This is a genomic window from Flavobacterium micromati (genome assembly GCF_900129585.1).
GTDB classification, from domain to species: Bacteria; Bacteroidota; Bacteroidia; order Flavobacteriales; family Flavobacteriaceae; genus Flavobacterium; species Flavobacterium micromati.
In genome coordinates this window covers 50,186-71,644 of record NZ_FQWF01000006.1, presented here as the reverse complement: position 1 = coordinate 71,644, position 21,459 = coordinate 50,186, and the positions used below count along the sequence as shown (strand labels likewise).

Genomic DNA, 21,459 nt, shown 5'->3' with positions numbered 1-21,459 from the left:
CTTATTTAACTATGTTAGTTACGAGGTTTTTAACTGTTTTGCTTTTCCCGCATTTTTCATTTTGTATACATACAAATTGTATAATTTTTGATAAGCCACTTTTGATTTGGTGAGTTCAAAAGCTTTTTTATATTGCTTTTCAGCAGATTCATATCTCTCGAAATATTCCTCAATATGTCCTCTTGATAGATACCCGTCAACTGCTGAAAGCTTTGAGAGTTCGTTAGAATATTTAATGGCTTTTGATTCGCTTCCGCCTACAATTCCCGGTAACTGAATATATAGTTCTATTAAGGCCCACCGTGCTTCGATATGTTTTGGGTTTAAACTCACTGCTTTTAAAAAAGAAGCTTTCACTTCATCAATCATTCCAAGTGCTCTAAACTTATTAGCCTCTTTTGCTTTCATTCCCAATACACCTCCATATTTATAGAAATAATTAGCCTCAGCAGGTTTTAGTTCTTTTAGCTTTTTATAATAAGTGATTGCTTTGTCCCACGATTTATTTTTTCCTGCAATATCTCCTAAATACTCGATTGTTTTTAAGTTGGAAGGATTAACTTTTAAAAGAGTTTCAAAGGCAGACTGAGCTTGATCATATTTTCCAGCTTCGAATAATTTTTCCGCTTTTTCAAAATTAGATTGAGACCAGATCACCATTGGCAGAAATATTATTAAATAAAATATATGTTTCATTCTTCAAAAATAACGAAATTTACTTTTGAAATCTATTTTCATGTTAAAAGGTTTAACTAAAAAAGCCTCTTACTTATTTTGACAACAAGGTAAGAGGCTTTTAGATTTTAGAAGAGAATTTTATCTCACAATTGTCATTTCGTCAATAATGTGTTTAGCACCCGCGTATTTATCAATTATCCAAAGCACATAACGAATATCTAAGTTAATTGTTCTTTGTAACTTTTTATCAAATATCACATCGCCAGCCATAGCTTCGATGTTTCCATCAAATGCGATACCTGTAAGTTCTCCTTTTCCGTTTAATACTGGCGAACCTGAATTTCCTCCCGTAATATCGTTATCGGTCAAGAAATTTACGGGCATATAACCATCTTTATCCGCATATTCTCCAAAGTCTTTTGACTTATTTAGTTCTAATACTCGGGCTGGTAAATCAAATTCCGCATCACCAGCTTTATACTTTTTAACCAAACCCGTCATTGTAGTATAATTATTTACGGCAGCATCATTACGTTTATCCGCTGGCAAAGCACGTACTTTTCCATAAGTCAATCGCAACGTTGAGTTGGCATCCGGATACTGAATTGAATTCATTTTAGACTCACGTAAACCCGCAACAAGATTACGGAAAGCAATTGCAAAATCATCATCTGCTTTTAATTGCTCTGGTGTTTTAGCTCTCATTTTTGTCATTAATTCATTAGAAATAACATACAAAGGATCGCTGGCAATACTTTCTGGTTTTGGATCTTTCATGAATGCCAAAACACTTTCTTTTGTAGCAAAAATGCTTTTGCCAATAGCCATATCTACATACGCCGTGAAATCTCCTTTATTCTCCTCTTTTAATTTAGCAATGTTTTCAGGAAGTCCGTAAGCAGAAGCTTTTGAAGTATATAAATTTAATTGAGCTATAAAAACATCTTTTTCTAGTGGAGCATGAAATTTTCCATAAACCGTTTCAACAAGTTGATTCAATCTCGGGAGCATTTCTTGTTTTTTAGCTTCATTTTCTTTGTAATAAGCAATTAGTGAATTTCCTAAAGTAGCAGGAGCTGCACCGTAACTAGCTGTTCTCACTAATTGAGACAAATAATTATCATGAAGCATTTTTACATTTGTTTGAGTGTAATAATCATTTACGGTTGCTATTACAGAACCATATTTAGCCTTATTCTCTGTCTTATTTGCCCATTTATTGAACTTGGCTTCTTCTTTTGCTTTCGTTTTTGCCGTTCCCGCTTTAGTCAAAGCATCAATCATTCCTTGACGGTTTTTCCAGTAATTAGCAGTCGAAGCGTACTTTGAAGCATATTCTAATTTTACCTTTTCATCCTTATCCATGTATGTCTTCATGACATCCATTCCAGTTTTTGCACCTTCAACCCATGCTGGATAAGCGAATTGCACATTTTGTTCAATCCCACCTGCAGGCATCCAGCGATTCGTGCGACCCGGATAACCTAAAATCATGGCAAAATCATTTTCCTCTACTCCTTTTAAGCTTATTGGTAGATAATGTTTTGGTTTTAACGGCATATTATCTTTAGAGTATTCAGCTGGATTACCATTAGCATCAGCATACACTCTAAACATAGAGAAATCAGCTGTGTGTCTTGGCCATTCCCAGTTATCAGTGTCGCCACCAAATTTCCCTAGACTCTCCGGAGGTGTTCCTACTAAACGTACATCTTTATAATCTTGATAAACAAAATAGTAATATTCATTACCTTGGAAGAAAGGACGAACAGAAACAGTGTATTTTCCACCTTCGCTATTTTCTTTTTCGATCAAAGAAGTTTCTTGCTGAATCGCTTTATTGCGTTCTGTTTCGGTCATTTTATCATTCACTTTTGATAAAATTCTTTTAGAAACATCATCCATTCGAACGAAAAAACGAACGAATAACGATTTTGGTTTCATCTCAGCAGCTTTGTCTTTAGCCCAAAAACCATTTTTAAGATAATTTTGCTCTTCTGAAGAAAGTTCAGCAATGGCATCGTATCCACAGTGATGATTAGTTAACAATAAACCTTCTTTAGAAACCATTTCAGCAGTACAACCACCATTAAATTGAACAACGGCGTCTTTTAAACTATGATTATTTATACTGTAAATTTCTTCGGCTGTAAGTTGCAGACCCATTTTTGCCATATCTCTATGGTTTAATCTTTCTATAAACATCAAAAACCACATTCCTTCATCGGCTTTTGCTGGAAAAGCCATTAGGCACATAGTTAAGAATAAAATTATTTTTTTCATAATGCAATTATTTTTTTAGTTGTGCGAATATAAATCATTTTCGGAATTTCAACATCTTAATACAAAACAAACATCAGTGAAAATCCTTTTTTTAATATAATTTTATGAATTTCGTAATTATATTACAAAAAAAAGGTGCCCCATTTCTAGAACACCTTTAAATTACATTTTGTACAAATTATTCATTCAACATTTTCCACAATTTATCTTTTAATTCTGTTAGCCCTTGTTGTGCAACAGAAGAAATAAACATATATGGAACATCTTTAAAAGAAATATCTAACTCAGTTTTTAATTCTGCTTTCAATTCATCATCTAGCATATCACATTTAGAAATGACAACCATACGCTCCTTGTCTAACATTTCAGGATTGTATTTAGTTAGCTCGTTTACTAAAATATCGTATTCCCCTTTTATATCTGGCGTATCAACAGGAACTAAAAATAGTAAAGTAGAATTACGCTCAATATGACGTAAAAAATAATGCCCTAGACCTTTTCCCTCAGCAGCGCCTTCAATAATTCCTGGAATATCAGCAATTACAAATGATTGAAAATCTCTGTAAGCCACGATTCCAAGATTTGGTTTTAAAGTCGTAAACGGATAATCAGCAATCTTTGGTTTAGCAGAAGTTAGTACGGACAACAGTGTTGATTTTCCAGCATTAGGAAAACCTACTAGCCCAACATCAGCAAGGACTTTTAATTCTAAAATCACATCCATTTCTGCGCCAGGTAAACCGGGTTGCGAATATCTTGGTGTTTGATTTGTAGAACTTCTAAAATGCCAGTTACCTAAACCACCTTTACCACCGCGGGACAAAATTTGTTTTTCGCCCTCATCAGTAATTTCGAATAGAATTTCTCCCGTTTCTTTGTCTTTTACAACCGTTCCTAATGGCACTTCGATATATTTATCATCTCCATCAGCACCTGTACTTCGGTCTCCACTTCCATCTCCACCATTTCCAGCTTTAATATGTCGTGCAAATTTTAAGTGAAACAACGTCCAAAGACCTTTATTTCCAACTAAATAAACATGACCGCCACGGCCACCATCACCACCGTCTGGCCCACCTTTTTCAATAAATTTTTCTCTATGCAAATGCGTAGATCCCTTTCCTCCTTTTCCGGATGAAACATATATTTTAACGTAATCTACAAAATTTCCTTCTGTCATAATTCTTTTTTTCAGTGCTTAGAATTTGGTTTTTTAGCTTCAGTAAAAATGCTGAATTTAAAATACCGAACACTTTACACAATTATTGTAATGCCTTAACCATTACTTTATCAATCTTCACGCCGTCCATATCTATTACTTCCAACTGAAATTTTTGCCAAATCAACTTCTCTCCCTGTTTTGGAATACGAGAAAGTTCAGTCATTATTAAACCGCTTACGGTAGTTACTTCATAATCATTTATTAGTTCATCTAACTCAAAATACGTCAAGAAATCGTGCAATGAATAATGACCATCAACTAACCATGAGCCATCTTCTCGTTCTACTAACTGAAAATCATCTTTATAAAAATCAGACGCATCTCCAACTAAAGCCTCTAAAATATCATTTAACGTAATCACACCTTGAAAAACTCCATATTCATCAGACACAAACGCATAATGAATACCCGTTTTTTTAAAATTTTCGAGCGCAACATAAGCCGTAGTTTGCTCCATCATAAAAGGAGCTTCGGTCATAATGTCAGACAAATTGAAATTTTCATTATCAAAATGAGCAAAAATATCCTTTAAATTCACCACACCAACAATCTCATCATAATTGCCATTATAAACTGGATATATGGAATGTAATTCCTCCAGCATAAATTTCTTTACTTCCTCCTTGTTTGCATAAAGTGGTAAAAAAATAACCGACTTTCTATGTGTCATTAAAGAGTTTATTTTTCTGTCGCCAATATGAAAAACGCGTTCCACAATATCTTGTTCTATTTCTTGCACTTCGCCACCTTCTGTTCCCTCTTTAATTATAGCTTTTATTTCTTCTTCTGTTACGCGCCCATCAGCGGTGGGTTTTATTCGCAAAACATCTAAAAGAAATTCAGTTGATTGCGTCAATAACCAAATAAAAGGCGCTGTTACAATGGACACTACCTTCATAGGCATCGCAACGGCCTTAGCGATTGCTTCTGGGTGATTTAATCCTATTCTTTTAGGTAATAATTCCCCTAGAACTAGTGAGAAAAAAGTCAATACTACAACTACCAGACCTACAGCAATGGCGGGTGAATAAGGTTTTAATACTTCAAATCCTTGTATGAAATTTTGAACATCAGAGGTTATTTTATCGCCACTGTAAATACCAGTAAGAATCCCTATTAAAGTGATTCCTATTTGTACGGTTGACAAAAATTTATTTGGCGAATTAGCCAAATCAAGTGCTATTTTTGCGCTTTTATTTCCTTTTTTTGCTGCTGTTTCTAATCTATTTTTTCGTGCTGAGATCAAGGCGATTTCGGACATAGAGAAAACCCCATTTAGCAGTATTAGAAAAAATATTATTACTATTTCCAATGTTATATTTTGATTCGTTTAGGTATTCTTACTCGATTTTTCATTTTTAAATCGATTATTCTTAATCATTCTTATTTTAGCCCAGATGGCAGTGGAAAGCCCGGAACTTATAAAAAGTAATTTTCTTAACAGAAAAGAGCGACCAGCGAAAGCTCCTTTTATGGCTTAGAAAATACGTTTTGTAAGTGAGGACTTGTAACGTACAGCTGGAAATAGCTTCTATAAATTATCGATAACTGCACTGACTCTATCTGTGATTTCAGCAATAGAGCCAATTCCATTTACTGGAAAAAATTTACCTTGCGCTTTGTAATAATCCATTAAGGGCGCTGTTTTTTCATTGTATTCTTGGTAACGATTTCTGATTTTTTCTTCATCTTGATCGTCTATTCTCCCGCTTGTTTTTCCTCTTTCTAACAAACGCTGGATTAAAATTTCATCATCGGCTTCTAGTGCAATTGTTGCTGCAACTTTTGAATTAATAGAAGTCAAAAATTCATCCAATGCCACTGATTGCGATAATGTTCGGGGATATCCGTCAAACAAAATTCCGTTCGTATTTGGGTGTTTGTTCACCTCGTCAATTAGCATTTTAGTGGTCAATTCATCTGGAACTAAATCGCCCGCATCCATGAAAACTCTGGCTTGTTTACCAAGTTCAGTATCATTTTTTAAATTAAAACGAAATACATCTCCAGTTGAAATATGTGTTAATTTATACTTTTCTTTTAGAAATTCAGCTTGAGTTCCTTTACCAGCTCCTGGTTTTCCAAATAAAACGATATTAGTCATGTTGTTGTGTAGTTATTCTTTTAATTTATAAACTTCTGATAAATTCCGACCCAAACCATCATAATCCAAACCGTAACCTACAATGAATTTATTTGGAATTCGGATCCCAATATAATCGATTTTTATGTCCTTAGTATATGCTTCTGGTTTAAAGAAAAGTGTCGCTATTTTAAAATGTTTTACATTTTGCTTTTTGAATAATTCTTTCAATTCTACTAAGGTGTTTCCAGTATCTACAATATCTTCAATGATAACAACTGAACGTCCAGTCAAGTCTTGATTCAGTCCTATTAACTGTTTTACATCGTTAGTTGAGGAAGTTCCTTCATAAGAAGCCATTTTTATAAAAGAGACTTCACATGGTTTTTTATATAATTTCATAAAATCAGAAACTACCATAAAAGCACCATTTAAAACACCGACAAATACCGGAATTTCATCTATAAAATCGTCTTCTATTTGGGCAACCATTTTTGCTAAGGCAAACTGAATTTCTTTAGCAGAAATAAATGGAACAAATTGTTTATCGTGAAGTTGTATCATTATCTAATGTTTAAAATAATGGGCAAAGATAGCAATTTCTGAATTTAGAAATTAGATTAAAAAGCATAAGAATACTGTATATTTAAAATTTTCTGTTTTGAATGTTTCAAATGATTATGGATCTTTATAAAAATATAGTTGATACAAATGACAAAAGTTTCTACAAAAGCATATTAAATTCGAGCACTTTATGAAATAGGCAAAGTAAACGATTGAATTTATTCTGAATTACAACGTATTCTTACAGATGCATATCATAAACATTCTTATGCTTACAAGGCTGTTGCTACTGAAATTTTAAAGAAGATGAGTAACCAATTATAATATTTACGTACATTTGTGAAAACTATACGTACATGAATACTAAACTCACTTTATCGTTAGAAAAAGAAGTCATTGAGCAAGCTAAAATTTATGCCAAAGAAACAGGTAGAAGTTTATCTGAAATGGTAGAAAGTTATTTTAGAAATTTGACATCGAAAAGAGATTTGGATTACAAAAACGTTGATCCAAAAATTAGAAAATTGATCGGTCGTATTACCCTTCCAGATGACTTTGATATTAAAAAAGCTAAAGAAGAATATTACAAAGAAAAATATGGTATATAAAAATATTTTTTTAGATACTAATGTTTTAGTTGACATTGTAGCCAACAGAAAACCTTTTGCAGAATCATCAATAGCAATTTTTGATTATTGCCAGCACAACAAAATTAATACATACTCCACTTCTCATTCTATCGGAACATTACATTATATTGTAAAAAAAATGGTAAACGAAGTCGAATTACGATCTATCATCGAGGATTTATTAGATACAATTTTAATAATTCCTGTGACTGAGGAGATCCTGAGGAAAAGTCTTAAATCCAATCATAAAGATTTTGAAGATGCTATTCAAATAATTTCCGCTCAATCTATCAGCGATATGGATTGTATTGTGACTAGAGATTTAAAAGATTATAAAAATGCTGAAATAAAGATATTTACACCTAATGAATTTTTAAACGCATTACACTAAACAATTACATCTACACAATGACACGAGCGTAGCGACTGCATTTGACCGTTAACAAACAATAACTAAAACAAATGAATTATTTTTCTTCTGATTTTAAACTCGGCATATTAGGCGGCGGTCAACTCGGCAAAATGATGTTGTTTGACACTCGCAAATTCGACATACAAACTTATGTTTTGGATCCTAGTGACGAAGCGCCTTGCAAAATAGCTTGCGATAAATTCGTCAAGGGAGATTTAATGGACTTTGAAACTGTTTATAATTTTGGGAAATTAGTTGATATTTTGACTTTCGAAATTGAATTAGTTAATTTGGAAGCTTTAGTAAAATTAGAGGAAGAAGGATTAAAAGTTTATCCTTCTCCCAAAACGTTGAAACTGATTCAAAACAAAGGTGTTCAAAAAGATTTTTATACAAAAAATGCTATTCCAACGGCAAATTATCAACGATTTAGTGATTTAAAAGCTTTAATAGTTTCTATTTTAGATGCGAAAATAACGCTTCCTTTTGTATGGAAATGTACTGAATTTGGATACGACGGAAACGGCGTAAAAGTTATTAGACAAATTTCTGATTTAGATAATCTAGCGAATGTAGAATGCATTGCAGAGGAAATGATTCCGTTTAAAAATGAATTAGCGGTGATTGTTTGTCGTTCCCCTACCGGCGAAATAAAAGCGTATCCTGTAGTTGAAATGGAGTTTCATCCCGAAGCCAACCAAGTTGAATATGTGATTTGTCCTGCTCGAATAGGCGATGAAGTTTCCGAAAAAGCAAAAACTATTGCCTTACATGTTTCTGAAAAATTCAATCATGTTGGACTTTTAGCGGTAGAAATGTTCCAAACAGAGGATGACGAGATTATTGTAAACGAGGTCGCACCACGACCACATAATTCTGGACATTATTCTATTGAGGCGAGTTATACTTCACAATTTGAAAATCATTTAAGAGCTATTTTAGATTTGCCTTTAGGAAATACTGATAGTAAAGTGGCTGGAATTATGGTGAATTTAGTTGGCGCCGAAGGTTTTTCTGGAGATGTTGTCTATGAAAATATCGAAAAGATATTAGCTTGGAATGGAGTTACTCCTCATATTTACGGAAAGAAGCAAACAAGACCCTTTAGAAAAATGGGGCACGTTACTATTGTAAATAAAGACATTAATGAAGCCAGACGAATTGCCGAGGATGTGAAGAAAAGTATAAGAGTGATTAGTAGATTGTAAAAATATAGTGATTTGGAACTTTTTAGCTTTTTTCGTTAATTAGTATATACCATTTATATATACCTTTGTGTAAAAAAAAATGACATTATGAAAACTATTTCTTTAAAAATTGACGATGTTATATTTAGTGAAACGGAAAACATTTTAGAATCATTAGATAAACCTCGGAATCGTTACATAAACGAAGCAATAGAATTTTATAACAAAGTCAATAAAAAAAGCTTGTTAGCAAAAAAACTAAAAGCGGAATCAAAATTAGTTGCTGAAAATTCGATGGATATTTTGAGCGAATTTGAAGATTTTGATTATGAAAATTAATCAATTTGAAATTTGGCTTGCTAATCTAAATCCACGAAATGGAACAGAGTTGGGTAAAATAAGACCCGTATTAATTGTTCAAACGGATTTACTAAATAACATTGAACATCCTTCTACCGTAATTTGTCCGATCACTTCAATAGTAAAGCCTAAAGCAGATATATTAAGAGTAAACATTCAAAAGGGAATCGCAAATACTGAACAGGATTGTGATATTATGATCGACCAAATAAGAGCAATAGACAACACTAGATTGCTAAAAAAAATTGGAACATTACCTGAAAATTTAGCTCGGAAAGTTCAAGAAAATTTAAAAATAATATTGGATTAATTTAAAATTTGGAAAATGGATTTATTTACAGCTTTCCTTCACTTTTTAAATATAGCAGATAACTCTAATTATTTAAAAGAGGCTTACGACAAATTGGTAGATAGAAACGAATATTTAGGGATTCGAATTGTAAATTTTTTAATAATTTCATTTTCTTTAATCGCCCTTCTATTCTTCGTCTTTGTACTTTATGTTCTTTTCAATGATTTAAAAGACTAACCTAATAATAAAATTAACTAAAACCCTACTTACCCCTAGTAGGAATTCCCCCGCCAAGGCGGGATTAGGGGGCTAATATGAAAGTAGCCGTAATAATGGGAAGTATCTCCGATATGCCTGTAATGCAAGAAGCAATAGATATATTAAAATCATTTAAAATCGAGGTGGAAGTTGATGTTGTATCGGCTCACAGAACACCTGAAAAATTATTTGATTTCAGTCAAAACGCTCATTTAAGAGGAATTTCAGTGGTCATTGCCGGAGCTGGAGGCGCGGCGCATTTACCAGGAATGGTCGCATCAATGTCACCACTTCCGGTGATTGGTGTTCCAGTGAAATCAAGTAATTCTATTGATGGTTGGGATTCGGTTTTATCTATTTTACAAATGCCAGGCGGCGTTCCTGTAGCAACTGTAGCACTAAATGGAGCAAAAAATGCTGGAATTCTAGCGGCTCAAATTATTGGAAGCAGCAACAAAGAAATTTTAGACCGCATAATTGCTTATAAGTTAGAATTGAAAGAGGCCGTAAATAAAGCTTCGGAAAGTTTGAAAAAATAAAAATTAAGACATAAAGCTCTGTAATTAATTTGTGCTAATTCGTAAAATTCGTGTCGGAAAAAAACACAAAAATCAAAGGCCTCGAATTTCAGGAGGCCTTTGACGTTTTATAGCTTTGTGATCTACAATTAAACCTCTTCGATAATTTCTTCCAATATACTTTCAAATTCTGAACTAATTAGATCTTCATTATTTATCCAATTCTCTGAAGTCACTAAAGTATAATTTACATTGTCGTCTGTTTTTAATTCCCAAATAATTCCTTCGGCTTCTGGAAAAGGAATGTTTTGAGAGATTTGATCATCAAACAATCGTTTAATAAGATTTCTATCAGACAATCCGTTATTTAATAATTTTAACACGTTTTCTTTAGTCAAAACCTTTGCCGTTTTATCTTCATCAGGTGTCATTGAGAAATGCACAACTGAGGCTTTTGCATTTGGAAACTTTCCGTTATAGGCCTTAAAAAGTAATTGGTTTGTATGAAATAATCTTCCTTGCAGGTGAATTTCAGGATATTCCTCGCATACTTTATCGATTAACATGTTATGTGAAATTTGCTGAATTTGTCCCTCATTTAATTCCTCCGACAATTTATAGGTAAGGACAATTTCGGCGGCCTCATTGGGCTCGTAATCTGAGATAGCCATTTCTAACAATTCTGGTAAATTCTTTTTCTCAGCAGTTGCGCCGTCTGGATAATTGAATTTTTCTAGTAAATGAATAAGATCTTCATCTGACCAATATCCTTCTAGTTCATTCACAGTATCAACTCGCTTTATTATAATTTGATAATTCATAATCTTATTTTAAAATGATTTTTGACTAATTTTTTGCAATAATTAACCTTTACTCGAAATTACGCCTTTAAAAACTTTCAAAAAAATAAATAACATAACTATAACACGAATCCTCATAAACTACGGAAAGATAATCACCTCTATTTTATCATTGTCTTTTTTATAAATCGCTACCTTTGTGAAAATAAAAAATTCAAAATAATTAATAGGAACAACCACACTAGCAATGAATATCTTAACAAAATACTTTTCTACTAAACACAATACAGCTCCTTTTTCACAAATAAAAAACGAAGATTTTTTACCTGCTATTCAGCAAGGAATCACTTTGGCCAAAGCCGAAATTGATTCTATCGTAAATAATCCTGACGCTCCAACCTTTGAAAACACCATTGAAGCAATGGATTACACCGGCGAAATTCTTGATCGAGCTTCTAGTGTTTTCTTCAACTTAAATTCGGCTGAAACCAATGATGAAATGCAAAAAATTGCACAAGAAATTTCCCCACTTTTATCTGAATTTGGAAACGACATCCGATTAAACCCTGAACTATTTGCAAGGGTAAAAGCAGTTTATAATTCAAGAAAATCTATTCAACTTACCGCAGAACAGAGCACTTTATTAGACAAAAAATATAAAAGCTTTTCACGCAACGGAGCAAATCTACCTGAAGATAAAAAAAATGAACTACGCATAATTGACAAAGAACTATCAAAATTAAGTTTGCAATTTGGCGAAAATATTTTGGCTGAAACCAATGCTTTCGAAATGCATTTGACAGATGAAAAAGATTTAGCAGGTTTACCAGAAGGCACCATTGAAGCAGCTCGTTCTTTGGCGAAAGCACAAGATAAAGAAGGTTGGATATTTACTTTAGACCATCCTAGTTATGTTCCTTTTATGACTTACGCCGATAATCGTGAACTGCGTAAAAAATTAGCAATTGCTTTTGGATCTCGAGGTTTTCAAAACAATGAATTTGACAATCAGGCAATCGTTTTAAAAATTACTAAATTACGTTTTGAAAGGGCCCAATTATTAGGATACGCAACGCATGCTCATTTTGTTTTAGAAGAAAGAATGGCACAAAGCCCAGAAAAAGTACTTTCGTTCTCCAATGATCTTTTGGCAAAAGCCAAACCTGCAGCACTAAAAGAATTCGAAGAATTATCGGCTTTCGCCAAAGAAATAGACGGAATCGAACAGTTAGAAAAATGGGATGGCAGTTATTATTCTGAAAAATTAAAACAAAAGCTTTTTAATTTAGATGATGAAAAATTAAAACCGTATTTTCAGTTAGAGAAAGTCTTAAAAGGTGCTTTTACGATTGCTGATAAATTATACGGACTGACTTTTACAGAAGTATTTGATATTGATAAATACCATCCTGAAGTAATTACTTACGAAGTTACAGATAAAAAAAAGGATTTAGTAGCTGTATTTTACGCTGATTTTTTTCCTCGAAAAGGGAAACGCAATGGCGCTTGGATGACCTCATTTAAATCACAATATCTAAAAGATGGCGTAAACGAAAGACCGCACATTTCGAACGTTTGTAATTTTACGAAACCTACTGAAACGAAACCATCTTTATTGACTTTTAACGAAGTAACTACGTTATTTCATGAATTTGGACATGGATTACACGGAATGTTGGCCAACACCACTTATCCCAGTTTATCAGGAACTTCTGTTTATTGGGACTTTGTCGAATTGCCAAGTCAAGTGATGGAAAACTGGTGTTACGAACCCGAAGCTCTGGCTTTATTTGCAACGCATTATGAAACCGGCGAGGTGATTCCGCAAGACTTCGTAAACAAAATCAAAGAAAGCGCGAGTTTTCAAGAAGGATTAGCAACAATGCGTCAGTTGAGTTTTGGATTGCTAGATATGGGTTGGCACGGCCAAGATCCTTCGAATATTACAGATATTAAAACTTTCGAAACTGAACAATTTTCCGCCACACAATTGTATCCCGAAGTTGCTGAAAACGCGATGAGTACTGCATTTTCACATATTTTTCAAGGTGGTTATTCTTCTGGTTACTATAGTTATAAATGGGCAGAAGTTTTAGATGCAGATGCCTTTGAATACTTTAAAGAAAAAGGAATTTTTAATAAAGAGGTCGCAACCAAATTTAAAGAAAACGTACTTTCTAAAGGTGGAACTGAACCACCGATGGAATTATACAAACGTTTTAGAGGCCAAGAACCAAAGCCAGATGCTTTGTTGAAAAGAGCGGGGTTAATTTAAATACTGATTTATATCGTTTAATAATGGAGCCAACTGACCTAAAATATATACAAGATTATCTAAAAGAAAATAGCAGTAAAAGTAGCATCGCCAATGCGAAGAACATAAGTCCAACGTTGACAAATACTTATTTTGGTCAGTTTGAGTTTGAGTATCTTGGCGGAGCTACTGCACCATATCAGATAGAAATTAATATCTCTAATCCAAAAAAAATTCAAACCTCCTGCAACTGTCCCTACGATCATGGAGGTCTTTGTAAACATATAATTGCAGCTCTTAACGACATTTGTAAAGTCATTATTAAAAAACCAAATAGTATTTTAAATAATCTAAATGATTTAACAGATGTAAAAAACTTGAGATTAAATCAAGCGCATTTAGTGAACGAGCTTCTATCGGATGTCGTTCTATCTCGATTTCCGTCGCGCTACAATAGTTATTATGAAAATCATATACAAGTTAGCAATGCCTCACAAACGGAGGTAAAAACATTATTCTCAGACTGGGGCAACTTCCAACAAACCATACGTTTTGATGGTGAAACTAAGATTTTAGAAACTAGCTGTACTTGTTCTAATAAAGAAAAACCATGCGACCATGTAGGTTTTAGCTTAAAAACTATTAAAAAGAAACTGGGCGAAAATTTCTTTAGTACAAATTATTTAGCACAAAAAATCGCAACATTTTTACAACAGTATAATCTAACTGAAACTGCTGGGATCGAGGAAATATTTGATTTTCAAATTACTAAAAAAGGATTTCAAGCAACTTCAAAGTACAAAAATATTCAGCAAGGATTTCAAGACTTTTCTGCTATTTACGCAAATGAAGCAGTAGAGTTAAGTGGGCAACTACCTACACCAGATCATTTTGATCTCGACTTTGGATTAGGGATTTATTTTGGCTTTATAGGAAAAAAATTTACAGGAGTAATCCCATTTCAAGCTAAATATAACAAGGCAAAAAACGATTTTGCATCCAGTATTTCCGAACTTAATTATTATAGTATAAATGAATCTATGCACTTATTCCTTCATGAAAAGAACGAAACTATAATTATAAAATCATTACAGTTAAATGATTTAATTGAGACTTACGAATCAAAAAGGGAAATAGGCTATTTGACTAAAGCATTTGAAAATTTAGAAATTTTATTACCATTATGGAAAACGCTTTTGGTCTTTAAACATGACGATACATCTAGCTTAACGAGGAAAAATTTAACTTTAACAAAAATAGAAGAAACAAAAATAAGATTGTTTTTTACGATAAGCGAAAATAAATATTTCTATACACTCAAAGCAAAAATAGCAATTGGAGATAAAGACTTTAACCTTAATAGTTCATCAATAATTGTAAGTAATTTGTTTATTTTCTTCGAGGGTAACGCTTATCCCATTCCAAATGCCAATGTAGCGGCACACATAAGTAATTTTGTAAATAAAGCCGAAATTAATTACTTTAAGAAAGATGTACCTAATTTTATTGAAAAGGTAGTTTTACCGCTATCTAAGAAATTTGAAATTCAAACAACTATTTTCAAGAAATCTAAAGCCAAAACCAATTCAGAAAATATTGTAAAGCAAATTTATATGTCCGATTTAGAGGGACAATATATTGTTTTTAAACCTGTCATTCAATACGATAAAACACTTGTTCCAGTATTTTCAAATGAGTTATTGCTCGAAGCCACCGAAGACACGAAAATCACATACAAGGAACGAAATCAATCTTTTGAGGATAATTTCATTGAAGAATTTAGAGGTTTACATCCCAAATTTGAAACTCAAGAAAATCTATTTTTTCTCACCCCCGAGGAACTATTTGAGAACTATTGGATGCTGCACGCCACCGAAAGAATGAAGCAATTAGGCATTACTGTTTTTGGTGCAAATGAATTAAAATCATTCAAATTCAATTTAAACAAACCTGTTATTCGTGTCAATTTAAAATCAGATATTGACTGGTTTGATATTGAAATCGATATTAGCTTTGGCAATCAAAAAGTAAATATTAAGGAATTACAAAAGGCTTTTCTGAAAAAATCAAATTATGTTACACTTGGCGATGGAACGTTAGGAATTCTGCCAGAAGATTGGATGAAGAAATTCGCCAATTATTTTAAATCTGGTGAGATCAAGAAAAACGGAATCCAAATGTCAAATTATCAATTTGGAATCATAGACGAATTGTATCAAGAAATGGACAGTAAACCGGCATTCTTGGAAGAATTATACAATAAAAAAATACGCCTGCAAAACATTTCTGAAATTGAAGCAATTGCTATACCAAAAGGAATAAAAGCAAAACTGCGAGATTATCAGCATCACGGTTTAAACTGGCTCGCTTTTCTGGATAAAAATCAGTTGGGTGGTTGTTTAGCTGACGATATGGGATTGGGTAAAACTTTGCAAACTATCGCGTTTTTGCAGCATTTAAAAATAAGCAATCCCAAGAATGAACCCTCTTTAATTATTGCACCCACTTCTCTAATTTTTAATTGGAGAAATGAAATAGAAAAGTTCTGTCCTAGCTTGAAGATGCTCACTTTTACCGGAGCTAGCCGATTAGAAAACAAAGATAATTTCACGAAATATGATTTAATTATTTCGACTTACGGATCTTTACTAAATGATATTGACTTTTTGAAAGATTTCAAGTTTAATTATGTTATTTTGGACGAAAGTCAAGCCATAAAAAATCCAAATTCAAAGCGATACAAAGCGGTGAGATTGCTGCATTCTTACAACAGAATTGCGCTTACGGGAACACCTATAGAAAATAATACTTTTGACTTATATGCACAACTTAATTTCTTAAATCCTGGATTATTAGGTAATATGACACATTTTAAGAATAACTTTTCGGATGCAATCGATAAAGAAAAAGATGTTGACGCTTCGCAAATATTAAGTAAAATAATAACGCCGTTTATGTTGCGACGAACTAAAGAGCAAGTTGCAACCGAATTGCCGGAAAAAACCGAAAGTATTATTTTTTGTGAAATGGAAAAAGAACAGCGTGCTGTTTACACTACTTTTAAAAACAAATACCGTGATTATTTACTGAACAAAATTGACGAAAACGGCGTTGAGAAATCACAAATGTACATTTTAGAAGGTTTGACTAAATTGAGACAAATATGCAATTCGACAGCGCTAATTCCCTCCGAGGAAGATTTTGGCAATTATTCAGTGAAGTTAGAAGCACTAATGGAAAACATAAAAGAGAAAACAGGAAATCACAAAATTTTAGTTTTTTCTCAGTTTGTAAAAATGTTGCAAATTGTAAAAACAAGACTCGAAGAAGACCATATTCATTACGAATACCTCGATGGACAAACTACCAACAGGCAAGAAAGAGTAGAGAATTTTCAGAATAATGCTGATGTTAGAGTATTCCTTATAAGTTTAAAAGCAGGTGGTACTGGCTTAAATCTTACCGAGGCTGATTACGTTTTTATCATTGATCCGTGGTGGAATCCTGCCGTCGAAAATCAAGCTATAGATCGCTGTTATCGCATAGGTCAAACTAAAAAAGTAATGGCATATCGAATGATTTGTAAAGATACCATCGAGGAAAAAATTGTATCGTTGCAACAAAAAAAGAAAAAAGTAGCTTCAAGTATCATCACAATAGATGAGGAGAAGAAATCATTTGATATTAATGAAGTAAAGGAATTGTTTCGATAATTGAATTGCAATTGTTGTGTTTTCAATAAAAGTTTTATGTCTTTTAAAAAAAATAAAAGCAAGAAATAATGGCGGAAATTATAAGCATTTAATAAAATATAAGCATAGTACAAAATAAATAAAAACAATAAAATATGAGTTTTTTAAAAGCGGAATGGAACAATCTAGCGATGATTAATTACGTGGTTGATCCAGCAATACTTCAAAAATATGTCCCAAAAGGAACCGAACTTGATTTCTGGAACGGCAAATGTTATGTCAGTTTTATTGGTTTTCTTTTCGAAAAAGTACGCGTCTTAGGAATTAAAATCCCTTTTCACTCTGATTTTGAAGAAGTGAATTTGCGATTTTATGTTAGGCGCTTTGAGAACGGAGTTTGGAAAAGAGGCGCCGTTTTTATCAGCGAAATTGTTCCAAAACATGCCATTTCATTCGTGGCAAATACATTCTATAATGAACATTACAGCACGTTGCCAATGAAACATGCGTTGAAGATTAACGAAAATTCTCGAGAATTTATTTATCAATGGAAAGTAAATAATAATTGGAATACAATTCAGGTAGAAACTGAAAAAAATCCTATCGAAATTGAAATTGGTTCGGAGGCTGAATTTATTACGGAGCATTATTTTGGTTATACTAAAATTAATGAAAATCAAACTTTTGAGTATCAAGTTACTCATCCCAGATGGCAACAATATCAAGTTATAAAAAACACTTCTGTAATTGATATTGAAGGAGTTTACGGAAAAGAATTTGCTTTTATTCAGGATTTAGAACCAACTTCAGTTTTTGTGGCGGTTGGCTCTGCTATAACTATTGAAGATAAGAGAAAAATATAGTTGTGATGACCAAATTCAAGGTAAAAACAAAAATCACTGCACCGCTACAAACCGTTTTTAACATTTCATGCGATATTGACGTTCACCAAAAATCAGTAAGCCCTACTAAAAAAATTGCTATTGCTGGCGTGACTTCTGGCCTAATTAATTTGAATGAAACGGTTACTTGGCATGGGAAACATTTTGGTTTGTACCTCACACATAAAAGTATTATTTCAAAAATGGAAACTCCTTCTCATTTTGTAGATGAAATTTTGGAATGCCGATTTAAAATTTTCAAACATACACATACTTGTTTACGGAAGAATGACATAACAATTATGATTGATAAGTTAGAATATGGTACTCCCTTCGGACTTTTAGGAAAATTATTAGATGTTGTAACACTTAAAAAATATTTAACCAATTTTATCGCAGAGCGTAATCACTTTATCAAGCAAATAGCTATAAATTACTAGTGTGAAACTTGAAACAATTCCTAAAAATAATATAATGAAATAATATACAAAAGACTAATTTTGACAAATTAATCATTAAAAATAAAACTCATGAATCTTAAAAGACTTTTCGGAGCTATCCTCACCGCCTTAGGAATAGGAGGCTTAATTTATACTGCAATTTTATTTGCCAATACATCTGGAGCAAATAAAGATATAAAATCGCTCATTATTTATGGTGTTCTTGGTTTTGTGTTCTTCTTTTCAGGAATTAGTTTAGTTAAAACAACTAAAGACGAGTCGTAAATAAAAGGTGGTTCGGATTTAGTATTCCAGGATTTATATTAAAAATAGCAACTAAAAATCGTGGTTAAAAATTTTATTTTAAAAAGCAACTTGGGAATTTCAAGTCACATGCTTAATTTTTTAATGAAATTACAAAGCAAAATATGTTTAACTCAAAAGCTTCTGAAATATTAACCACGATTTTTAATCAAAAGTTAGAAATCTAAATGTAACTAAGGTAAAAAGGATACTCATAAACTGTTATTTACCGTCAATAATTAAAGCGAACAATTGTTCAATTGCCCAAATTTCTCGTTGTTCTTCTTTGCTCATATTGAGTTTTTTCAATAAGGGAGAATTTACTGGAATTAAGGAGTCTCGCTCTGTACCCAAATACTTTTTTTGAATTGGAGCTGGATTTTAGTTGCAATTTAATAATAGAATTATACCAGCAAAAACTCTCTAAAATTCTCCCTAGTAACCACTAAGTATTCTGGACCATAAGCATCCTCGAAGGATTTAGGTAACTTTACTTTTTTCAATGGTGACCACTTAAATTCAAAAGCAGTAACTACATCCGCATTAGTTTCTACATAATCAATTTCTTGTTGTGTAGTAGTTCTCCAAAAATAGGATTTTGCTAAACTATTGGTATAAGATAGCATTTTCATTCGTTCCGAAACTAAAAAATTCTCCCAAAGTGCTCCTTTATCTTGTCGAAATTCTAAAGCGTTAAAATTTCCAATCAGCATATTACGAACACCATTATCATAAAAGTAAATCTTTCGGTTGGCCTTGATTTCATTACGGATATTTTTGCTATAACTATTCAATCTAAATATAACGAAAGCCTTCTCTAGAATATCAATATAATTACTTACCGTGTTTTTATCAACACCAACTAATTGCGCTATTTCGTTATAACTTACTTCGCTTCCCACTTGTAATGCCAATGCTTGTAAAATTTTCTCTAAAACTTCTGACTTCCTAATACCAGCCAAACTCAATATATCTTTATACAAATAACTCGAAACTAAATTTTTAATGATCTCATATTCATTGGCGAAATTATTGATCACATCAGGATACATTCCGTATAATAATCGAAGTTCTAATTGCTGCTGCGCTTTAATATAACCTACATTATTTTGAAATTCATTCCAAGAAATAGGAAACAAATGGTATTCAAATTTACGTCCCGTTAATGGCTCTTGTGTAATATGATTTATATCAAAAGCAGATGAGCCACTCACAATGACTTGAACATCTTTTATCTGATCCACCATAATTTTCAACTTTAAACCGATGTTAGGAATACGTTGCGCCTCATCTATAAATACGTACTTGTAATTGCCTATTATACTTTTTAAGGTTTCTGTGTTTGCATTTGCCAAAGTATCAGCAACTAATGAGTCGTCACCATCAAGAAAAAGGTAAGTAATACCCTTCAACAAAGAATTAATTAATGTTGTTTTTCCCACTTGTCGTGGACCAATTAATAGAATAACTTTTCCTTTATTTAATTTTTTTTGAATTATCGATGTTAAATCTCTTGTAATCATTGTAATAAAATTTTTTCAAAGATATAAAAAGACTTTCTATTCACCAAATTTATACTAAAATTGGTGAACGTATTCACCAAATTTACGGTATTATTGGTGAATACGTTCACCAATTTTATACTTTTTTCCATTAATGCAGTCACTAATATTGGCTTTTCTAAAGAAAAACCACTGTCAACCACCAAAATATAGGAATACTTTCAACCCAGAAGGAAGTATAAAATTTCGAACGCTTTTCATTTGCAAAAAGTAGAAAAAGAGAGACCAAAACAACTAAAATAAAATTCACGACTATTTGTTTTTGATCAAAATTATTTTTTAAAAATTCTAAAAAGAAGAATAGAATTATCAACCATAATCCTAGAACCTTTGTTTGCTTTACCCCTATTTGCTGCGGAACAGTTTGCAAATGCGGATCATCATTTGCCAAATCATTAATTTCGAAAATAAGAATCAATACAAAAAGGAGAAAAAACCTTTGGATACATTTTAAATAAAAATTAAAGGTAATAGCAACCTCAGCATTTAAAATAGGCAAAACTAGAGTCACGCCCACCCAACATAAAGCAACTATGTAAATTTTTACACCAGCCCAATTTCTCGCATTTCTCTTATTTGGAAAAAAAGGAAGCGTATATAGCAAAGTGACGCTTAAAAAAATGAAAGCTACTATTTGAGTGATATGTTTTAATTGAAAAAAATAAAAACCAACTAAAACTAGCGAGCAAAAACTAAAAAAAGCAATTGCTTTTAACTCGTAACGCATTTGAACTTTTTGCTTGCGAACCAAAGCATCATATTTGACAAAATTATATCCTACAATCGTTCCAAAAAATGCAAAATTTGCAATTGAGTTTTCATAAGAAATGTGGAACATGTGCTGGGTCATCCGAACCAAAGCATAACATGATAAAGCCACGTGAATACTGCAATTAATATAAAAATTTAGTATTTGGGTTAAAACCTTCATTAGACAAAATTAATCAAAGTGTTAATAAGAACGGCTTTTAGTTGAAAAATTGATAGAAAATCAAGTTAAAAATGGCTAATAATAGTAATTTAATATTTAATTTTACGACC

General features: G+C 32.4%; 21 protein-coding genes. 12 read left to right on the top strand and 9 right to left on the bottom strand.

The genetic code is table 11. From position 1 onward, the window contains the following. Nucleotides 1-18 precede the first annotated feature (18 nt). The 6 genes from BUB42_RS07785 to hpt all read right to left on the bottom strand — a co-directional run bounded on the left by BUB42_RS07785 (nucleotide 19) and on the right by hpt (nucleotide 6,830). A complete protein-coding gene (locus tag BUB42_RS07785) occupies nucleotides 19-696 on the bottom strand; it encodes a tetratricopeptide repeat protein (protein ID WP_073018898.1) in 678 nt (225 codons plus the stop codon). Nucleotides 697-816: 120 nt separating this feature from the next. Further along, nucleotides 817-2,961 (bottom strand): S46 family peptidase, encoded by a 2,145-nt coding sequence (locus BUB42_RS07780; RefSeq protein WP_073018896.1) that lies wholly within the window; start codon nucleotides 2,959-2,961, stop codon nucleotides 817-819. 178 nt (nucleotides 2,962-3,139) lie between these two features. Further along, nucleotides 3,140-4,141, bottom strand: coding sequence for a GTPase ObgE (obgE, locus tag BUB42_RS07775; protein ID WP_073018894.1), 1,002 nt, complete (start codon nucleotides 4,139-4,141; stop codon nucleotides 3,140-3,142). An 82-nt stretch (nucleotides 4,142-4,223) separates the two neighbouring features. Continuing rightward, complete coding sequence (locus BUB42_RS07770) at nucleotides 4,224-5,495, bottom strand: hemolysin family protein (protein WP_073018892.1); 1,272 nt, start codon at nucleotides 5,493-5,495, stop codon at nucleotides 4,224-4,226. A 219-nt stretch (nucleotides 5,496-5,714) separates the two neighbouring features. Then, entirely contained in the window at nucleotides 5,715-6,287 is a 573-nt protein-coding gene (locus BUB42_RS07765; RefSeq protein WP_073018891.1) for an adenylate kinase, read from the bottom strand. 12 nt (nucleotides 6,288-6,299) lie between these two features. Next, entirely contained in the window at nucleotides 6,300-6,830 is a 531-nt protein-coding gene (hpt, locus tag BUB42_RS07760; protein ID WP_073018889.1) for a hypoxanthine phosphoribosyltransferase, read from the bottom strand. A 356-nt stretch (nucleotides 6,831-7,186) separates the two neighbouring features. Between hpt and BUB42_RS07755 the strand changes: the two genes are divergently transcribed. From BUB42_RS07755 to purE, 7 genes are all read left to right on the top strand, one after another. Next, nucleotides 7,187-7,438, top strand: a complete 252-nt coding sequence (locus BUB42_RS07755) for a DUF6364 family protein (RefSeq protein ID WP_073018887.1) — start codon at nucleotides 7,187-7,189, stop codon at nucleotides 7,436-7,438. Further along, entirely contained in the window at nucleotides 7,428-7,850 is a 423-nt protein-coding gene (locus BUB42_RS07750; protein WP_073018885.1) for a type II toxin-antitoxin system VapC family toxin, read from the top strand. Before BUB42_RS07755 ends, BUB42_RS07750 begins: the two co-directional genes overlap by 11 nt. Before the next feature lie 71 nt (nucleotides 7,851-7,921). Beyond that, nucleotides 7,922-9,079, top strand: a complete 1,158-nt coding sequence (locus tag BUB42_RS07745; protein ID WP_073018883.1) for a 5-(carboxyamino)imidazole ribonucleotide synthase — start codon at nucleotides 7,922-7,924, stop codon at nucleotides 9,077-9,079. 87 nt (nucleotides 9,080-9,166) lie between these two features. Further along, complete coding sequence (locus tag BUB42_RS07740; protein WP_073018881.1) at nucleotides 9,167-9,397, top strand: ribbon-helix-helix domain-containing protein; 231 nt, start codon at nucleotides 9,167-9,169, stop codon at nucleotides 9,395-9,397. Continuing rightward, nucleotides 9,387-9,728: a type II toxin-antitoxin system PemK/MazF family toxin gene (locus tag BUB42_RS07735; protein ID WP_073018879.1), complete on the top strand. Its 342-nt coding sequence runs from the start codon at nucleotides 9,387-9,389 to the stop codon at nucleotides 9,726-9,728. The genes BUB42_RS07740 and BUB42_RS07735 overlap by 11 nt, the downstream gene beginning before the upstream one ends. Before the next feature lie 15 nt (nucleotides 9,729-9,743). Beyond that, nucleotides 9,744-9,947 (top strand): hypothetical protein, encoded by a 204-nt coding sequence (locus BUB42_RS07730; RefSeq protein WP_073018877.1) that lies wholly within the window; start codon nucleotides 9,744-9,746, stop codon nucleotides 9,945-9,947. A 77-nt stretch (nucleotides 9,948-10,024) separates the two neighbouring features. Continuing rightward, the gene (purE, locus tag BUB42_RS07725; protein WP_073018875.1) at nucleotides 10,025-10,507 is read left to right on the top strand and encodes a 5-(carboxyamino)imidazole ribonucleotide mutase; all 483 of its coding nucleotides are present in this window, start codon (nucleotides 10,025-10,027) and stop codon (nucleotides 10,505-10,507) included. 128 nt (nucleotides 10,508-10,635) lie between these two features. Here purE and BUB42_RS07720 read toward each other — a convergent pair whose 3' ends face one another. Continuing rightward, the gene (locus BUB42_RS07720; RefSeq protein ID WP_073018873.1) at nucleotides 10,636-11,307 is read right to left on the bottom strand and encodes a hypothetical protein; all 672 of its coding nucleotides are present in this window, start codon (nucleotides 11,305-11,307) and stop codon (nucleotides 10,636-10,638) included. A gap of 226 nt (nucleotides 11,308-11,533) precedes the next feature. Here BUB42_RS07720 and BUB42_RS07715 point away from each other — a divergent pair, with 226 nt between their 5' ends. From BUB42_RS07715 to BUB42_RS07695, 5 genes are all read left to right on the top strand, one after another. Further along, the gene (locus BUB42_RS07715; RefSeq protein WP_073018872.1) at nucleotides 11,534-13,561 is read left to right on the top strand and encodes a M3 family metallopeptidase; all 2,028 of its coding nucleotides are present in this window, start codon (nucleotides 11,534-11,536) and stop codon (nucleotides 13,559-13,561) included. Nucleotides 13,562-13,584: 23 nt separating this feature from the next. Then, nucleotides 13,585-17,253, top strand: coding sequence for an SNF2-related protein (locus BUB42_RS07710; protein ID WP_073018870.1), 3,669 nt, complete (start codon nucleotides 13,585-13,587; stop codon nucleotides 17,251-17,253). A 134-nt stretch (nucleotides 17,254-17,387) separates the two neighbouring features. After that, nucleotides 17,388-18,095 carry a YqjF family protein gene (locus tag BUB42_RS07705; RefSeq protein ID WP_073018868.1) on the top strand — a complete coding sequence of 236 codons (708 nt, stop codon included), beginning with the start codon at nucleotides 17,388-17,390 and terminating at the stop codon, nucleotides 18,093-18,095. A gap of 5 nt (nucleotides 18,096-18,100) precedes the next feature. Continuing rightward, nucleotides 18,101-18,553, top strand: coding sequence for an SRPBCC family protein (locus tag BUB42_RS07700; RefSeq protein WP_073018866.1), 453 nt, complete (start codon nucleotides 18,101-18,103; stop codon nucleotides 18,551-18,553). Between the two features lie 90 nt (nucleotides 18,554-18,643). Further along, complete coding sequence (locus tag BUB42_RS07695) at nucleotides 18,644-18,838, top strand: hypothetical protein (protein ID WP_073018864.1); 195 nt, start codon at nucleotides 18,644-18,646, stop codon at nucleotides 18,836-18,838. 422 nt (nucleotides 18,839-19,260) lie between these two features. On the opposite strand, the gene BUB42_RS07690 is transcribed toward BUB42_RS07695, so the two are convergent. Together BUB42_RS07690 and BUB42_RS07685 are read right to left on the bottom strand one after the other, a co-directional pair. Then, entirely contained in the window at nucleotides 19,261-20,379 is a 1,119-nt protein-coding gene (locus BUB42_RS07690) for an ATP-binding protein (RefSeq protein WP_073018862.1), read from the bottom strand. A gap of 157 nt (nucleotides 20,380-20,536) precedes the next feature. Continuing rightward, complete coding sequence (locus BUB42_RS07685) at nucleotides 20,537-21,349, bottom strand: UbiA prenyltransferase family protein (protein ID WP_073018861.1); 813 nt, start codon at nucleotides 21,347-21,349, stop codon at nucleotides 20,537-20,539. Nucleotides 21,350-21,459: the final 110 nt, after the last annotated feature.